Raw genomic sequence first — 16675 nt, 5'->3', positions numbered from 1 at the left:
AGCCCCTGGAGCTGGACATATCGAAAAGCGGAAGGGGCTCGCCCTGGGGCGACAAGCATAAGACGAGTAACCCGGAAAGGCGCTTTTTGCCTTTTTGGGTTGCTTGGCTTATGACCTCGAGCCCCAAGCCCCTGGAGCTGGACATATCGAAAAGCGGAAGGGGCTCGCCCTGGGGCGACAAGCATAAGACGAACCTGCCGGAAATGCGCTTTTTGCCTTTTTGATAGGTTTGACTTATGACCTCGAGCCTCTAGCCGCCGGAGCTGGACACATCGAAAAGCGGAGGCGGCTTGGGCAGGCCGAGAAGAAATCACAACAACCATCTCAAAAACAAAAAACACTTCCAGGAATCAACCTAAAAGTGCAAAACTTTACCTATTTATCCTATAAATCATAGTAAACCATATATCTAAAGGGGGTGAAGATTCAGTACCACATACCACGATCAAAAATAAAACAGAATTTTTTCAATGGAATCCTTTTTTAAAACAGCACGGCCATATTCCATCAGGATATGTTTCGTAGTCTTTGAGTGCTGGCCATATTCAGCGCAAATGGCCTCCAAAATAAAGCTATCGCATTCAAGTAGGTTTTCTATAAGTAAGTAATACTTATTATCATAATAATAAATACTTAACTGTATAAGACGATTGTTCACTTTGCTCAATTCGTTGATGCGTTTAAGGAGGTTCAGTACATCCTCGAAATCATCAAAGTAGACGAGCACATCATGATCATTCATGGACTTTATGATTCCATTTTCGTCTTCCCAATCAGAAAAGTCATCTTCTGACTCTAACGTGAGGATCATACAAATTTCCTGATCATCGAATGACTCAATCTCCACGGTGATTTCCATTTGCGTTTCAATGCCGAACTTCCCTTGAACTTCGTCCAGCATATCTTCAAAAAGATCATGCCACATATAGGAATCTTTCCATTGGTCTTGTTCAAATAAACCTTTTTGCTCTAACTCTTCCACACTAATGGAAAATTTTATTTTGTTGTCAGAAATTCTTTCGAGCTTCATCTTCGTACCCCCTAGAGTGTGACGATTTATCACCATACTATGTAAAGGGCAGAAAACAGTGCATAATCCACTTATAATTTACTTTTCAGCCATAGTTCCCAATCGGATTTGGATTGTCCGACGATGTGTTCCTGGAATTGCTCTTTCTTATCTCCTGGGAGGTTGTCTACAGCAAACCCGCCAATCCCGATTTCCAGGTCTTCACGCTCATCTTTTAATGTAGTGACTAGAGACAGCAGGTTGTCTGCATTTTCTCGTAAGGTACAGGAGAAGAATAAAAACTTAGGATTTACTTCGTCAAGAACAATGTCTATATCATTTTCTTTTATACTGGAACCTAAATAGATTACTTCAAAGCCCTTTCTTCTTACATAGAGAGTAAAGATTAATAATCCTAATTCATGCCATTCTCCAGGTCCGCAAACTGCCACTACTTTAGGTAAGATGCCGTTGTGTGGAAACGAGTGCATGATGATGCCGATTCGAGATCTGAGTATCGATGTGGCAAAATGCTCGTGTGCAGTCGTGATTTTCCCGTTCTCCCACAGGTCTCCGATTCTCACCAGTAAACTGCCCAGGATATCAATCACTACTTTATCGATCGTGTAAACAGCAAACGACTGGTTGATTAACTCATGTGCTTTTGTTTCATCAAAGCTTAAGAGTGCTTTTAACAGATCATCTGAGATGCTTTGAGTACGATCCTTTTGTTCAGATGAGGTGATCTCATTTTCTTCCAGCTCTTGTTTGTCAAGCAGTGCAACAGCCTGACTAATGGTAAATCCCTGATTGACCTTTTCAACCAGCCATTTTAATATATTTAAATGCTGTTCAGTGTATAAACGGTGACCCGATTCATTTCGTACAGGAGCAATAATCTGATATCTTCTCTCCCATGCCCTTAATGTACCTGGTTGTATTCCTAAAATTGTGGACACAGCTTTTATATTGTATTTGCCTTCTAACTTCTTATCATTGCTCATAAATAGTCCCCCAAGTAATTCTCTTCTCTCTGAAATTATAATCGAGAAACCCTTTTGTGTAAAATTTGTATAGGTAATGAATAACAAATGTTCATTTCATTCTTTTTCGATTATCATCAAATGGGTTTCTGCCGGAGCTCCCAAGCGTAATGGAAGTGCAGTGGTCCCATAACCGTTACTTACTAATAGGGTGGTCTGCGGGAGTTTTTCAAGTCTTCCTTTTTTATACAGTCCCCAGCCGAACAAGCGAATTTGTCCACCGTGTGTATGACCGCTTAACATCAAGTCAATACCTTCTTCTTTTCGTACCTCTCTCACAAGTCCCGGGTCATGACTCACTAAAAGATTAAATTCATCTGGTCTTGTCCTTTTAAGAGCAGATGTGTAGGAAGCTCTTTGCGTACTCGCATCGTCTACTCCAATCATGTTTATCATTCCGTTATGGATCGGCACTTTAACTGAATCATTTACGATTTCAATGATTCCCTTTTGTTTGAATATTTCCTTCAGCCGATTTGTATCCACTTCATAATCATTATTGCCCCAGACAAAATATATCTTACCTAGAGTCAGCAGTTTATCTAAATTTCGTTCAACTCTTGAAAATGGGACTCCTTTTTCTAGAAGATCCCCGCCAATAATGACAAGATCGGTTTTTCCCTTCACTTCTTCAATAATTTCATCTGAAACTTCCCGCTTATGTATATCTGATATAAAAAAGAGGGAAATCGGCTTCGTATCATCAGGAAAGTCCGTAAGCTTCACCTTTTCCATTTTAACAACATTTCGACGTGCTTCATATGACATAAAAAAGAGGAGCATGACTCCCCCTGCTAATAACAAAATAATAAATTCAAGCATTGTGGCCTCCTTGGCGGCGAAAATCTATAGAAATAATACCATAAAAAATGGATAAAAAGGAAAAAATCATTGTTTGCCACATCCCAAAACAACTTAATAAATAGATGATGACTATATGAAAAGGAATGATGAGTAATTCTTTATGTAGTTTACCATTTAATAATCTCAGAATAGAATACAATTCAAATTTAAGTAAATTCCCTTGAACCATCAGTCCCACCATAAAAGCCATCATTGCCGCAAAGAATGGTACAGGATTTAAGACTAACTCAACAATGAACTCTGAGCTGTTAAGCAATTCTGCTGCTGGAAACCATTTAATGTATAGATACCCTAAAAGAAACGTGATAAGCAGTTTAGCAATATGATTGATCAAAAAAATCCCTCCCATAAATCTTATGAGAGGGATTTTTTTTCATACAGGGTTTCCGTCAATTATTCATCTTCTTGAATATCCAGGATACGGAACCCTGATTTCTCTAACTTATGAAGGAATTTATCCATATTATCCTTCTTTTCTACCTTTAGTACGATACGTCGCAATAATTTATCGGTTTCATCAAAGGTTACAAGGGATATGACCGATTCCGAGTACTGCTGAATGATATCCCCAAGGCGGGCAATCCTTCCTTCTGTTTCTACAGAAGAAAAGGCGATGCGGACTCCCTTCTGGTCCATCCCGAATGCACTTCTGAATTGATCGAGTACATCAAAGCGGGTAATCAGGCCAAGGAATTTTTTATTTGCCCCTACGACAGGGAGAATCGGGGAATCCTTTAATTCGACCAAAGCATTTTCAAATACATCTTTTTCTGTTATATATTTGTCGGAATCTGCAATAATATCACGCACCTTTCTCTCCTTGAGAAAGGCTTCTTTATCCATTCCTGAAAGAAAGAAGCTCTGATAGATATTGTAACGAGTTGCTACCCCTTTATATTCATCATTCGCCAGGACCGGTACTCCATCAATTTTATGATGCTCCAGTACTGTTAGGGTCTTTTCGATTGAATCATTTTCATCTACCACGTAGCATTTGTGTTTCGGTATCATGGCACTTTTAACAAACATTTGACCACCTCATTATTAATATCCTACCTTTTTAGTATTCAACATTTTCAAAGGATTTCCCTTCATAATTATGAATTTTAATTATTTAACATGTTCTATTTATTTATTTCATATGTTGTTACGAAGGATTTACTTTAAAGGAGGGATTATCATGCATGAATTTTATAAAGCTTATTATCCATATGTAAGTCCATTCGATCCATGTAAGCCGATCACCCGTAAGGTTTATTCAACTCCTCCAAACCTTTACTTAGGTTTTCAGCCTCCCAACTTGGAGCAATATTCACCAAAAGAAGCGCTACAAAAAGGCACTCTTTGGAAAGTGTTTTATGATCCCTACTATAGTCCCTATGAAAAGATGAAGGGAGAGTAAACTGACATGAAACAGCTTCCCCCCCATTATTATGAAGTGCTGGAAGAGTTACAAGCGGTTGATTTCGTGATTCTCGATCTTACGCTATATCTCGATACACACCCAGAAGATTATGATGCAATCTCTCAATATAATATGTACATTAAAACCCGAAAACAAATTAAAAAGAAATTTGAAAAGGAATTTGGTCCTCTGACCAACTATGGATATAGCTATTCCAATTACCCTTGGGACTGGAAGGACGCTCCGTGGCCATGGCAAGTATAAAAAAATAAGGAGGTGCATGACAATGTGGGTTTATGAGAAAAAGCTTCAATATCCTGTTAGAGTGAGTACATGCAATCCTAAATTGGCTAAATTTCTGATTGAGCAATATGGTGGTGCAGATGGAGAACTTGCCGCTGCCCTGAGGTATCTCAATCAACGCTATACCATCCCGGACAAAGTCATCGGATTGTTAACGGATATTGGGACGGAGGAATTTGCTCACTTGGAAATGATCGCCACAATGGTTTATAAATTAATCAAAGATGCAACTCCCCAGCAGATGAAGGACGCTGGACTTGACCCTCATTATGTCAATCATGATGGAGCGATCTTCTATCACAATGCTGCGGGTGTGCCGTTTACTACATCGTATATAGCGGCTAAAGGTGATCCGATCGCTGATTTATATGAGGATATCGCAGCTGAAGAGAAAGCAAGGGCTACCTATCAGTGGATCATTAATATGAGTGACGATCCGGATTTAAATGATGGCTTGCGGTTTTTAAGGGAGCGTGAAATCGTACACTCCCAACGCTTCCGTGAAGCAGTTGAAATACTTAAGGACGAAAGAGATAAAAAGGTGTTCTTTTAATGAATGGGAATGTAGAGTTGGCTCATTTCATCGAGCAAAGGGAGAATGGGCCAATCCTATAAAACTAAGCACCAAAAAACGAGTATCCCATGGACTCGTTTTTTAGTGCTTGCATTTTATCTCACTTACTTCCATGAAATAAGTTAATATCCCATTCTTTTTTCATTTTTTCATACACTTGATGCCTTTTTTTCCACGCTTCTTCTTTCCATAAATCTTTACTTCGATCAATGATTTCACACCTTAATGCATGATATTCTTTTTCTTTTTTCTCTTTTTTTTCATATAAGATTTTCGTAGCACCCCAGAGTCCAACCAACAGCATGGTAATAAATAAATGAAAAGAGCTGGACACAAATACAGAAAACATCTCTGCAAATGAATAAGAATAAGGTCCAAGAACAAATTTCGTCACATAATAGAGAAAAAAGAAGGAAGCAAACAGTGCTGCCCATAAGCTATAGAGGTGTATCACTTTGGCTTTATCTAACTTTTGTTTTTTGTCTATTAAATTATGTAGCATCTGCCCGGTGGCATGATCCGTCCATTCGCCAAAATCGTTTCCAGCATGATTCATTACCATCCTCTCCTTCCCTTCCCTATAGTTTATGAACTTGTCCATATAGATAGAATAGTAGAATAAAAAAAGGACCTTTTTCAGATCCCTTACACATCTATAAGAAAGGACGAATTGTATCTTCACCCAAACATTTGTCTCTGATTGCGGTAAAAGATTATTTCACGGAATTCCACAATGAGTTGATCAAAGATGGTATCCCAGGATTGTTCTTCAGCTATTTGAAGAGCTTTTCGTTTCATATCGGGTAGGCGGTCTTCTTGTAATATTTCCTCGATATGGTGAATAAATGAAGGATATTGATGAGCTTCAGCTATTCTTCCTGTTTGATCATGATCAACGATATTCGTCACTCCCCCTTTATCAGCCACTACAGCTGGTAAACCGGATGCGAGCGCTTCCAATACCACATTACCAAACGTCTCTGAAGCAGAGGGGAAAACGAACAGGTCAGAGGATGCATACACTTCCGCCAATTCATCTCCTGTTACATAACCCGTAAAAACTACATCTTCCAGTTTAGTTTTTTCCATAAGTTCATTTTTCATGGGTCCATCTCCTACAATAACCCACTGAACCTGATCTTTTAATTTTTGGGGAAGATGCTGAATGGTTTTCTCAAGTGTATCTAAGTCCTTTTCAGGCGCCAACCTGCCAACATACAGGAGGATGTATTTCTTGTCAATATTGTATTTCTTCCTTAGTTCAGAACTGCGCCTTTCAGGGGAATAGGTTTGACAATCGACTCCCCTGCCCCATATGGATAAGTCGGTAAAACCCTGCTTTTCTAAATGAAGTTTCGTTTCATTAGAGGGTACAAAAATGCGATCTGCCTGTGAATAAAACCATTTCATGTATTTCCACAATAATGGGTTCACCCACATCATTTTGTAATAATTCAGATACAGATCAAAATGGGTGTGATAAGAGGCTGCAAGGGGAAGATTCATTTTCTTTGCCCCACGGACCCCATACAGGCCCATAGTAAGAGGTGTGGTTACATGAATCAGGGTGGGGGAAAAATCTTTCAATTGCTTTTCAATCGTTTTAGGATTGGCGATAGCTGTTCTGCATTCGGGGTAAAAGAAAAAAGGAAAACTTGTGAAGGAGTGTACATTTGGGTAGGATCCCTTTTTCTCTTGAGGATCGGGAACAAAAACTTTGTATTCAATCCCTCTTTTCTCATAATGATTCGTCAACCTTTTCAACGTTCTTGCTACTCCGTTCACTTGAGGATGATAAGTATCAGAAAACAATGCAACTCGCATGTACACTTCCCCCTTTGTAATTGCCGTGCAATCTGTAAAGTCTATGGGTTTATCAGATAAACAATAGAACCATTAAAGTGGTAGCAAATGCAAGGAATGCTCCTGCCAGTACATCTGAAGGATAATGGACCCCCAGAACTACTCTTGAATATCCAACCAACCAACTTAATGGAAATAGGATCAGAATCGTTGCCGGATACTGAATCATAAAAGGAATCGAAATGGCAAAAATTGCGGTTGAGTGACCAGACGGAAATGAATGGTCTTTAAATTCATAGCCGTGAACCATCGCATTTGGTAATGATAGATAAGGACGGATTCTTTTTACCAATTTCTTAATGATGGTCATAAAAATATGACTGATACATAATGAGATCATTGCGACCGTTACGGTTTTCTTCATAGATGTATAGTACTGGCTCAAGAAAAACAGGATCAGAATGGAGGCTACCGTAAGCCTCGCTCCTCCCAAATGAGTAACAATACCGAAGAATGAACGATACAGCTGTTTACTGCCATTAATTCTGTAAAACAACAAATCATCTACTTTTCGAAATCGCGTAATCATTCTGTCCACCAGACCAACCCCTTCTTTGTCTTAAAAGTACTGTCAACTTTATTATATTTTCAGTTTGTAACCCTTCTAATAAATCAATGTAAATATTATTAAAAATTGTTGCAAAGGAATTGTAAATGATAAACGAAGACAAAAAAGGCACTCACCCCAACTGATGTGGGGAGAGTGCTTTTTTATTGGTCTAACGGAATTTCTAATACTTGTCCTGTCTGAATTTCATTATCTTGAATATGATTCCACTCTTTGATACGGTCAACTCCTGATTGTGAATTGTAGTATTTCATCGCAATTCGGAAGAGTGTTTCCTGAGGTTGTACCGTGTGATATACGATCTTGTACATTGGCTGTTCTTCCTTTGTTTCCTCTTTTACTTCTACTTCCGGCTTTTCCTCTACCGTTTCTTGATTAGCGGGTGGAGAAGATGGGGCTTGTTGTTCCTTACCTGCATTAGAAGAAGCAGCCTCTTTAGCCGGTTCTTGTTTATTGTCACCTGTAGAAGGCTCATCTTCTTTTTTGGGATCAGACTCTGTGTCACTCTCTTCGTTATCACTATCTGCCTGATCGTAGCGAACCTCTTCCACGTCATCCACATCTTCAGACATGACCACCAGGGGACCATTTCTATTATCGAAATAAGAATAAATGCTGAACACAGTCAATGGCAAAAGAATAAAAAATAAGAGCAGCATACTAATCAATGGATACTTCATTTTCAATTTGTTCTTATTCTTCTTTTTCTCTCTATGCAGCTCACTTCTGGCTGGGAGAGTCTCTCTTTTTTTGTCTGGCACTTCCGCTGGGACTCGTTCAATTTTTTGCTTTAATCTCGCTGCCTGATCTCGATATGGGTCTTTACTCATGAGACATCCCTTCTTTACTCCCTTGTCTTCCTTTCTTACGCATGTGTAAACCTAGTAAGAAATCGATAACAAAGTGCATAATGATTGTTACCAATAAATTCTCTGTTTGTTCATAAATGAAACCGATCCAAAAGCTAAGCAGGACTATATTAACAATTAAAAACCAGTGAGCCCAATACCTGAAATGAATGAGAGCAAATATAATGCTTGAAATAATTAAGCCAAAGTGAAATTGCAGTACACCTCTGAATAATATTTCTTCACTTATGCTAATGAAAAAAGCCAGTAAAGCAATTTCTCCAATACTTCTATTCGTAAATATTCGTGCATTCACCCCGCCATCATCGTAGTATCTACTCGGTAAATGCTTCATTAATATGATGTCGATGGCCACAATAATTAAGCCGCTTGTTAGTCCAATTGTTAAAATAGATGAGGACATATAGAACTGTTTCCAAAATTCAGACCATGTATCAAATAAAAATATACCTAATCCCAAGGCAATCGTTAATAGTAAAATTTGAGTAAAATACAAATGAAATGTTAACTGCTTCTTGGTAAGCTGTTGTATGATTTCCCCTTGTTTCTGCATCGTTACCACTTATCCTAATAATAATTTTTCCAACCTTTTTTCCCATGATGTTTCTATTGGGGCGACAGCGGTAAAAGGTTGACTCTTGAAATCCTTAAGAGTATAACCGCATTGATCGCAGCAGAAACTATTCTCCTTTTGAAGCACTTCGTCGAAATAATGAAGGAGTCTCTCTCTTCTGCAAGAGCTGACCTGTATCCACTCGATCATTGAAATCAGTTTGTCCTTCTTGTATTGTAAACGATTGTTCCGTATTTGTTTCATTTTTTCTATCAATCTATCATCATTAAGTGCCTGTCCTTGAGTCAGCTCATCTGCATAATAAGTAAGAAATCGATATTGAACCTCTGACAGTTGCAACAGATCGACTATCTCTTTTGTCTGACCCTGTCTGCCTTCCTTTACATATCCTTGTATCTGTGCGTCTTCAGGTAATTCACTTTGAATAAGCTGCAAAGGGATCGAAAGGTCTTGTTCAGAGTATAACACGACAGACACACTACCTTCTCCATCCCGTCCAGCTCTTCCGATTTCTTGTAGAAACGCTTCTATACTTGAAGAGAAATGAAAATGAATGACAAATCGGATATTTTCTTTATTTACACCCATTCCAAAGGCTGAAGTGGCACATATGATCCTTAGCTTGTTGGATAGAAATTGCTGCTGAATTAAAATCCGATCTTCCTGCTCCATCCCACCATGATAATGAGCGACACCTGTTACACCGTTCTCCCCTAGCCAAAAAGAAACGTCTTCTGCCATTCGTTTACTTGAAAAATAGATTATTCCCGGTCCATCCCATTTTGTAATGCATTCTAGAAGGGAATCCAGCTTTTCGTTATGATTCGTGACCTTCTCGACAAACAAACCTATATTTTCACGATCTACTGAGTAGACTTTTTCTACTGCTTCATCCATTTGAAGCACTTCTCTAATGTCCTTCCTTACTTCTTCAGTAGCAGTGGCCGTTAACGCCAATGTGGTTGGATTCCCAAGCTTGTCTTTAAGCTCTCCCAGCTTCAAGTAATCCGGCCTGAAATCAGGACCCCATTGCGAAATACAATGAGCTTCATCCGTGACGAACAGGGATATATCTAATCTTTGAAGGGATGAGATGATACCGGGATTCATGACCATTTCTGGTGATATGAAGATGAACTTGTATAGATGTAATTGCTCAAGAGCCGCTTTTCTCTCCATATAGGGTAAAAATGAATTAAGTGCGATCACCCTTTTTTCTCCCATTATTTTCATCTGTTCCACTTGATCCTGCATTAATGACAGAAGAGGAGAAACGATTAACACTTGTCCCCTCATTAGATATCCGGGCAATTGATAGCACAGAGACTTACCGGTTCCTGTAGGGAGCATCGCCACCGTATCTCGTCTATCCAGGACGGATTGAATGATTTCCTTCTGTCCTTTTCTAAAAGAAGAATAGCCAAATCTCTTTTTAAGCTCTTGTTGCAACTTCACGGTTCTCACCTGCCTTTGCGATCGCTACCCGAATTTGAAAATAAGATAAATGAGGAAGCTTTTCTTTAATCGGTTTCAGCCTTTTGGTTTTCGCGTCTTTCATCACCATCAATACATTCTGATATTCTTCTTGAGAAATAAACGGCTCAATGGTAAATTCTTTCTGTGTTAAAATTAATTCGATCACGTGATCTTCAATGGTGTTTATTTTTAAATCACGTATACGTGAGATCTCTTCGATTGTATGCCCTTTTTGATACAACTCATATGTTTTACTTGTAGAAATTGTCAGGTTTTGCTGTTGATCACTTTTTAAGCCGATGGAATATAGTATAGGGTAAGTTGAACATTCCTTTTCTAATTCTGATAACATACCGTGTACTAAATTAAGAAATTTAAAACGGAATTCTTCTTGATGCATATTTAATTTCTCCGAAACCTGCAGTTCTGTCCATCCATAATCCTTGTATCCAGTTAAGCGGAAAACAAGGATGTTGGGATCCAAGGTTTGGGATAGCCTGGTTAACAGGCTGTGCAGCTCCTTATATAGAGCGGAAGATAAATTATCGATATTAGGGTTCGCTTTTAGGCAGCCCTTCACCCAATCTTGAACATTTTTGTTGCGTTGCACAGGAAAATAGAGCGTTTCCTGCTGTTTCCCGTTCGAAAGAACTTGAACAAGGAGGCTTAATCTTTTCCAAAACAGAACCGTTTGATCACCGTAAACGAGTCCATTCATATTTGATGGAAATGAGTCACCTTGAAAATCATTTTTGACAGAAATCATACCATCAGTGGTCACAGTCGCTTTCCCACTTTCGTCGACAATGACATACCCCACTTTCTCTAATTCCTTTACCTTCTGATTAAAGTACGCTCGTTTAAGCTTAGGTAAAGAAAGGAAAAACGGCTGCAAATAAAAGATATGGGCATCCTGGATCGACTGGGAGGATTTTTTTCCTTTTAAGATATGAAAAACAGAGTAAATTGAACGCTCTCCATTTATTTGCAAGAGACAATATAAAATCACATAATTAAGATAGGTCAATTCTCTACTCCTTAACATGTAGGTTATTGTCAAATATTGTACCATGAATTTGTTGTTTAACCATGTTTTGTTTTTCATATATAGGATAAAAATAAAAAGAAACCACCTAACTATTGAAAAGTTATACAATCCTCTATAAAATAAACATTAAGTGATTTTTCACAAACTTACATTGTGTATAATGATGAATTATATAGAATTATTTACTCGGGAGGTTTTTTCTTTGCCAAAATATACGATCGTTGACAAGGATACATGCATTGCATGTGGAGCGTGCGGGGCTGCTGCTCCAGATATTTACGACTATGATGATGAAGGTATTGCATTTGTAACATTAGACGATAACCAAGGAACGGTTGAAGTTCCTGACGTATTGGAAGATGATATGATTGATGCATTTGAAGGTTGTCCTACTGATTCCATTAAAGTAGCTGACGAACCTTTTGATGGAGACGCACTTAAGTTTGAATAGTAATCACAAAAGCTAAGGAGAAATTCTCCTTAGCTTTTTCTTTTTACATTGAAAATATTAGAAAAACCCCTCAATTGTGATTGAGGGGTTTACGATTTATATTAGCTCTATGCCGCTTTGTTCAGGGCTACCTGTCTTGATAACCAGCCTTGAAGGCGGACAAATAGTAAGATGAAGACCGTTGTTACTAAAATTCCTTTTAAAATGTTGAATGGGACAATTCCTGTAATGATTATTTCAGCTGGAAGCTCAAAATTCATAAAGTATTTATAAGCAGGCAGGAACACAAAATAATTAAGAATCCCCATGCTAATACTCATGACCACAGTACCTGTGATGAGACCAATCAACAGTCCTTTTTTAGATTGAAAGCGTGAATAAATATAATATGTCGGTAGAATTAAAAGTACTCCCGCCATAAAATTGGCTACATGACCAATTGGGACGCCGGTATCGCTTCCTGTCATAATGTAGTCAATTACATTTTTAAATAATTCAACTAATATCCCTGCCAGAGGACCTAATGTCACAGTTGCAATTAACGCAGGAACGTCACTAAAATCTACCATTAAAAACTTTGGAAATGGTGGAATCGGGAAGTTAAACAACATCAACACATAGGATATGGCACTTAACATACCAACCGTTACAAACATGCGCGTATTCATTTTTCTCATAAAACCTCTCTCCTTTAGGAGATTCATCTCATATCGAAGATAGCTCAAGCCAAAGGTAGCATTAAAAAACCCCTAGATACGTATATCTAGGAGAATGATAAGGCATACCCGAATAAACGTCTAGCTTCCCTTTTTCTAAACGTTTTGGCATAAACCCTCATCTTCTCCCATCCAGACTATACTGTCGGCTTTGGAATCGCACCAAATCCTGCCCCAAAAGGCTCGCGGGCTTAGAAACAAATGTTTCATCACCGCCGGTAGGGAATTTCACCCTGCCCCGAAGACGAATCTTTATTTTTTTATACATTCTCATTATACATAAGGATGGGGATTATGTGAAGGAAAAAGTTCGAATTCGAAATAAATTTGATTAACCTGATTCTATAAAGTTTACACATCTATTATTGCAGCTTTAAAACTTGCTGCGGATAGATAGGCGTCTTAAGATCCAATCCGTTCCAAGCCACCAATTCATTCACATCAATTCCTTGTGCGACTGAAATGGAGTATAAGGTGTCTCCTTGTTTCACTACATACCTACTCCCTGCTGATTGAGGGATGTCTAAAGACTGGTTAACCACCAAATTGGTGTCATTTAACTCATTGGCACTCTTAATATCCTCCACAGATATATTGTATTGCTGAGAAATCCCCCAGAGGGTCTCCCCTTTATGTACGATATGACTTACCTGTTTTTCATTAGATTGAACTTCTTCTGCAGAGCTTACACCATGGGTGCTTTCAGGTGTTCCGGAAACATCCACTGCCTGAAAAGGATCTTTCTCCTGAGCAAACACAAGCTGCCCAACCTGACCTTGTCCAAATACCATATAGGGATCGATTGCATTCTCCTTATCGATCGTCCATTTCCCCCTATGCACTTCAAAATGCAAGTGGGCTCCTGTCGACCTGCCTGTGTTTCCTAAACTTCCAAGCTGTTCACCTTGACCCACCTCTTGATTTTCTTCTACAAACCGGTTTTCAAGATGAGCATAAACGGTTTCGTATCCGTTATCGTGCCTAATAAATACTACATGGCCGTAGCTTGCAGAAAGATAGGATTTAGTGACTTTACCTTTAGCTACTGAATAAACAGGAGAACCGATATCTCCTCCTATGTCCATACCTTTATGTGTACCTGACCTTGTCCCATACGAGTCGGTTATCACCCCTTCAACTGGAAATGTCCAGGATACCGTTTCTTCCGCGATCTCATTCGTCTCTGCTTTCGCTATCTTTCCAGTAAAGAACATAAAGCTCACACACAACGCTAACAGAAATACGATTAATAACCTTCTAACATAATCCAAAACCATGCTTGTCCTCCTTACCCATTTGACGCAATACCTTTATTTCTTCCCGACTGAAGCGACACTACCGCTACCTTTTCACGCATTAAACCATTCTTGCCTTCTCACCTTCATTTCATGCACTCCCCACTATATGTACATGCCCCCTTCAATATTCATAACAGAATGAGATAATTTTCCTTTGAGTAGTTTGTCTAAGTTTGAGATAAATATACACGGAAATGCGGAGCCGACTGATCAGGCCCGACAAGCACTTTGGGAAAATGGCAAAAGGCGTACTTTGCCTTATGCCATTTTTCCAAAGTGACCTCGAGGGACTAGGAGGCGCAGCTAGACATCCCAAAAGCGGAGGCGGCTTGGTCAGCCCCGACAAGCATAAGATGAATTGGCCTGGAAGGCGTCCTTTGCCTTCTTGGCCAATTTAGCATATGACCTCGAGGGGCTGGCCGCCGGAGCTGGATGACACAAATGCGGAGGCGGCTTGGTCAGAGGCGACAAGCATAAGTCGAACATGCCGAAAAGGCGTCCTTTGCCTTTTTGGCATGTTTGACTTATGACCTCGAGCCTCTAGTCGCCGGAGTTACACATAAAAAAAGACCAGAAACGGATTACTTCCCCGCTTCCAGTCTTTCCATCACATCTAATTTTCTAAGCTTTTCTTATTCGGGCTGATCGGTGTCTCAATTGGTTCGTTGAACTCGAATCCATTCCAGCTTTCCTGCTTAATATTTTCAAATAGAACCCTTTCATAACCGGAGCTTTTGCTTGTCAGCAATAAACCTTCTATCATCTCCAGAGCTGTGTCCTTATCTAAGGTTTCAATATCCAATTCATTTAAGAAGTTAATGGTTAAATAGTCATCTGAATCTGAAACACTAATATTGATGTTTTTCGGAATCACACTTTGGAAAAGGTTTTTGTCGGATCTTTTCATTGCTTGAATGGACTCTTTGACATTTCCTCTGTTTATGTTATCCGGCACAAGGAAGCGCTCTCTACCATTTGGTGAATATAGAAAATATGCCGTATGAACCTCTTCTGTTAGATCGACTTTTGAGAATTCCCCGGTAGAACTGAATTGCGGAACTGACCCGTCTTGTTCTTGAAGAACCACTTCGTTTAAATCCTGATGTTGAAATGAGTAAAGTAGAGAATGATAAAAAGCGTATTCCACCGAACTACTCCCACTATACGAATGATCTGCATCCAGAGTGAAGATGACTTTGCGGTCTTCAAGGGTGAATTTTCCTTTCAGGGGAAGAAAGTCTTCCATTCCCCAGCTTCCTTCAGGTAATACACCGGCAAGTTGTTCGTGTCGGGCCAACCAGCTTTCTTCATCTTCTGCCGGGTCGTCGACTACCGAGACGGGAACAGGTACCGCTTCGGGAGAAACAAGTCCATAGGAATAGTAGTCCTTTCCTTCCAAGTCTTCTTCATATAGAGATAATCTGTCTTCTGTAAGCGGTTTAAGGCTTTTTTCAGACTCAGCCATACTTAGCTGATTATTCTCGTTTTCAGTCGTAATTTGCTCCTTGTCAGAGTCTTGAACCATTTCGGAACTTCCCTCTGATTCTTCTGCCTTTTTCACTGTTATGTCCCTGCCAGATGATTCGGATTTCATTTCAGACTTTCCCATACTATTTTCATTGAATTGATTTAATACGGTTGGAGCAAGCATAACCATAATGAATATGGCTGCCAGCGCAGCGACTGTTGGAATTAAACGGTTTAAAGCAAAGAATCTCTTTTTGTTCTGACGCTCCATCCTTGCGTAAATTGATTGAGGAGTTCGATCATCTTTGATTCGAGGAAGCTTTTTGACAAGGTCCTCTATATCACGATCTTTCCATTCTGACTGCTTCAATGTCTCTTTCCCCCTTTTGTAGCCGTTGATTCATTTCAATTCTTAACCATTTGATGGCTCGATGCTGGGTCGTTTTCACTTTACTTTCAGTCCAGCCTAAAACTTCAGATGTTTCAGCGATTGAAAGTTCTTGTAAATATCGCATAATAATCACCATTCGATAATCCGTCGAACATTGTTTTAAGCACTCGTACAATACTTTAATTTCTTCCTTCGCAACGGCAATTTCTTCCGGGAGTGCCACGTCGTCTGTCACATCGTTTCGGCTCCAATCGAATTTATCCAATATTCGATTCTTCCAATTCTTTTGTTTTCTAAAATGATCAATGGCTACATTTTTTGCAATCGAAAAAAGCCATGTTCTTTCTGAGCTTTTGCCTTCAAAACGCTCATGAGATTTAAGCACCCGGATATATACTTCCTGCACCAGGTCTTCAGCCTGCTGCTTATTCTGTACCATATATATTAGAAATTGAAATACATCTTGATGATAATCAGAGTATAATTTCTCAAAAACGGAGTCCACTTGTTCCCCTCCCCGTCAATTTATTAGTCGTTTTTTATGTGAAAAAGTTACACACTATCAATATAGTATTTAACCGGTAAAAAGGAAAGACTTTATTCACAAGATTCTCTACAAATAAAAAGCCAACAGGGTGCTTTTCCCCCTGTTGACTTCTCCAGTTATTCCTATTTATTTTTATCACTTTTTCAACAACGTTTTCTACGAGCAGCCAAAAAATAAAGAATGTTTCCCATGTAACAAGAAAAATCGTC

General features: G+C 39.1%; 20 protein-coding genes and 1 riboswitch. Of the genes, 4 read left to right on the top strand and 16 right to left on the bottom strand.

All coding sequences use genetic code 11. The annotated features are described in order from the left end of the window. Positions 1-445 precede the first annotated feature (445 nt). From ACFQWC_RS03330 to ACFQWC_RS03310, 5 genes are all read right to left on the bottom strand, one after another. Positions 446-1030: an adaptor protein MecA gene (locus ACFQWC_RS03330; protein ID WP_377106041.1), complete on the bottom strand. Its 585-nt coding sequence runs from the start codon at positions 1028-1030 to the stop codon at positions 446-448. A gap of 71 nt (positions 1031-1101) precedes the next feature. Further along, entirely contained in the window at positions 1102-2013 is a 912-nt protein-coding gene (locus ACFQWC_RS03325) for a MerR family transcriptional regulator (protein ID WP_299738038.1), read from the bottom strand. Between the two features lie 96 nt (positions 2014-2109). Continuing rightward, positions 2110-2874, bottom strand: a complete 765-nt coding sequence (locus ACFQWC_RS03320) for a metallophosphoesterase (protein ID WP_377106039.1) — start codon at positions 2872-2874, stop codon at positions 2110-2112. Then, on the bottom strand, positions 2867-3250 hold the full coding sequence (locus ACFQWC_RS03315) for a hypothetical protein (protein WP_299738042.1): 384 nt from the start codon (positions 3248-3250) through the stop codon (positions 2867-2869). Before ACFQWC_RS03315 ends, ACFQWC_RS03320 begins: the two co-directional genes overlap by 8 nt. A gap of 59 nt (positions 3251-3309) precedes the next feature. Next, complete coding sequence (locus ACFQWC_RS03310) at positions 3310-3945, bottom strand: CBS domain-containing protein (protein WP_299738045.1); 636 nt, start codon at positions 3943-3945, stop codon at positions 3310-3312. 151 nt (positions 3946-4096) lie between these two features. Between ACFQWC_RS03310 and ACFQWC_RS03305 the strand changes: the two genes are divergently transcribed. From ACFQWC_RS03305 to ACFQWC_RS03295, 3 genes are read left to right on the top strand one after another with little or no spacing between them, the layout of a single operon-like run. Then, complete coding sequence (locus ACFQWC_RS03305; protein ID WP_044340146.1) at positions 4097-4318, top strand: spore coat associated protein CotJA; 222 nt, start codon at positions 4097-4099, stop codon at positions 4316-4318. Positions 4319-4324: 6 nt separating this feature from the next. Next, positions 4325-4585 (top strand): spore coat protein CotJB, encoded by a 261-nt coding sequence (locus ACFQWC_RS03300; RefSeq protein ID WP_299738050.1) that lies wholly within the window; start codon positions 4325-4327, stop codon positions 4583-4585. Between the two features lie 22 nt (positions 4586-4607). Beyond that, positions 4608-5177: a manganese catalase family protein gene (locus ACFQWC_RS03295; RefSeq protein WP_299739584.1), complete on the top strand. Its 570-nt coding sequence runs from the start codon at positions 4608-4610 to the stop codon at positions 5175-5177. Positions 5178-5298: 121 nt separating this feature from the next. Here the strand turns inward: ACFQWC_RS03295 and ACFQWC_RS03290 are convergent, their stop codons facing one another. From ACFQWC_RS03290 to ACFQWC_RS03260, 7 genes are all read right to left on the bottom strand, one after another. Continuing rightward, positions 5299-5754, bottom strand: coding sequence for a DUF2663 family protein (locus ACFQWC_RS03290; protein ID WP_377106036.1), 456 nt, complete (start codon positions 5752-5754; stop codon positions 5299-5301). Between the two features lie 122 nt (positions 5755-5876). Beyond that, the gene (locus tag ACFQWC_RS03285; RefSeq protein ID WP_299738055.1) at positions 5877-7022 is read right to left on the bottom strand and encodes a glycosyltransferase family 4 protein; all 1146 of its coding nucleotides are present in this window, start codon (positions 7020-7022) and stop codon (positions 5877-5879) included. A 52-nt stretch (positions 7023-7074) separates the two neighbouring features. Beyond that, entirely contained in the window at positions 7075-7590 is a 516-nt protein-coding gene (locus tag ACFQWC_RS03280) for a phosphatase PAP2 family protein (protein ID WP_299739586.1), read from the bottom strand. Between the two features lie 182 nt (positions 7591-7772). Then, positions 7773-8459 (bottom strand): LysM peptidoglycan-binding domain-containing protein, encoded by a 687-nt coding sequence (locus ACFQWC_RS03275; RefSeq protein WP_341356551.1) that lies wholly within the window; start codon positions 8457-8459, stop codon positions 7773-7775. Continuing rightward, on the bottom strand, positions 8452-9051 hold the full coding sequence (locus tag ACFQWC_RS03270) for a CPBP family intramembrane glutamic endopeptidase (RefSeq protein ID WP_299738058.1): 600 nt from the start codon (positions 9049-9051) through the stop codon (positions 8452-8454). Before ACFQWC_RS03270 ends, ACFQWC_RS03275 begins: the two co-directional genes overlap by 8 nt. A gap of 9 nt (positions 9052-9060) precedes the next feature. Further along, entirely contained in the window at positions 9061-10527 is a 1467-nt protein-coding gene (locus ACFQWC_RS03265) for a RecQ family ATP-dependent DNA helicase (RefSeq protein ID WP_299738061.1), read from the bottom strand. After that, positions 10505-11575 (bottom strand): YpbB family protein, encoded by a 1071-nt coding sequence (locus tag ACFQWC_RS03260; RefSeq protein WP_341356554.1) that lies wholly within the window; start codon positions 11573-11575, stop codon positions 10505-10507. Before ACFQWC_RS03260 ends, ACFQWC_RS03265 begins: the two co-directional genes overlap by 23 nt. Before the next feature lie 223 nt (positions 11576-11798). Between ACFQWC_RS03260 and ACFQWC_RS03255 the strand changes: the two genes are divergently transcribed. Next, positions 11799-12047: a ferredoxin gene (locus tag ACFQWC_RS03255; protein WP_032087848.1), complete on the top strand. Its 249-nt coding sequence runs from the start codon at positions 11799-11801 to the stop codon at positions 12045-12047. 107 nt (positions 12048-12154) lie between these two features. On the opposite strand, the gene ACFQWC_RS03250 is transcribed toward ACFQWC_RS03255, so the two are convergent. The 4 genes from ACFQWC_RS03250 to sigX form a co-directional block, all read right to left on the bottom strand. Further along, on the bottom strand, positions 12155-12724 hold the full coding sequence (locus ACFQWC_RS03250) for an ECF transporter S component (protein ID WP_299738070.1): 570 nt from the start codon (positions 12722-12724) through the stop codon (positions 12155-12157). Between the two features lie 155 nt (positions 12725-12879). Continuing rightward, positions 12880-13013, bottom strand: a riboswitch (FMN riboswitch). A gap of 112 nt (positions 13014-13125) precedes the next feature. Beyond that, entirely contained in the window at positions 13126-14040 is a 915-nt protein-coding gene (locus ACFQWC_RS03245) for a peptidoglycan DD-metalloendopeptidase family protein (protein WP_299738072.1), read from the bottom strand. A 634-nt stretch (positions 14041-14674) separates the two neighbouring features. Next, positions 14675-15898, bottom strand: a complete 1224-nt coding sequence (locus ACFQWC_RS03240) for a hypothetical protein (RefSeq protein WP_299738074.1) — start codon at positions 15896-15898, stop codon at positions 14675-14677. Then, positions 15870-16424, bottom strand: coding sequence for an RNA polymerase sigma factor SigX (sigX, locus tag ACFQWC_RS03235; RefSeq protein WP_299738076.1), 555 nt, complete (start codon positions 16422-16424; stop codon positions 15870-15872). The genes ACFQWC_RS03240 and sigX overlap by 29 nt, the downstream gene beginning before the upstream one ends. Positions 16425-16675: the final 251 nt, after the last annotated feature.

The sequence above is a fragment of the Rossellomorea sp. GCM10028870 genome (assembly GCF_042666755.1).
In the GTDB taxonomy this organism is placed as follows: Bacteria; Bacillota; Bacilli; order Bacillales; family Bacillaceae_B; genus Rossellomorea.
The sequence above is the reverse complement of the archived record's forward strand: the minus strand, read 5'-3'. Positions and strand labels throughout refer to the sequence as shown.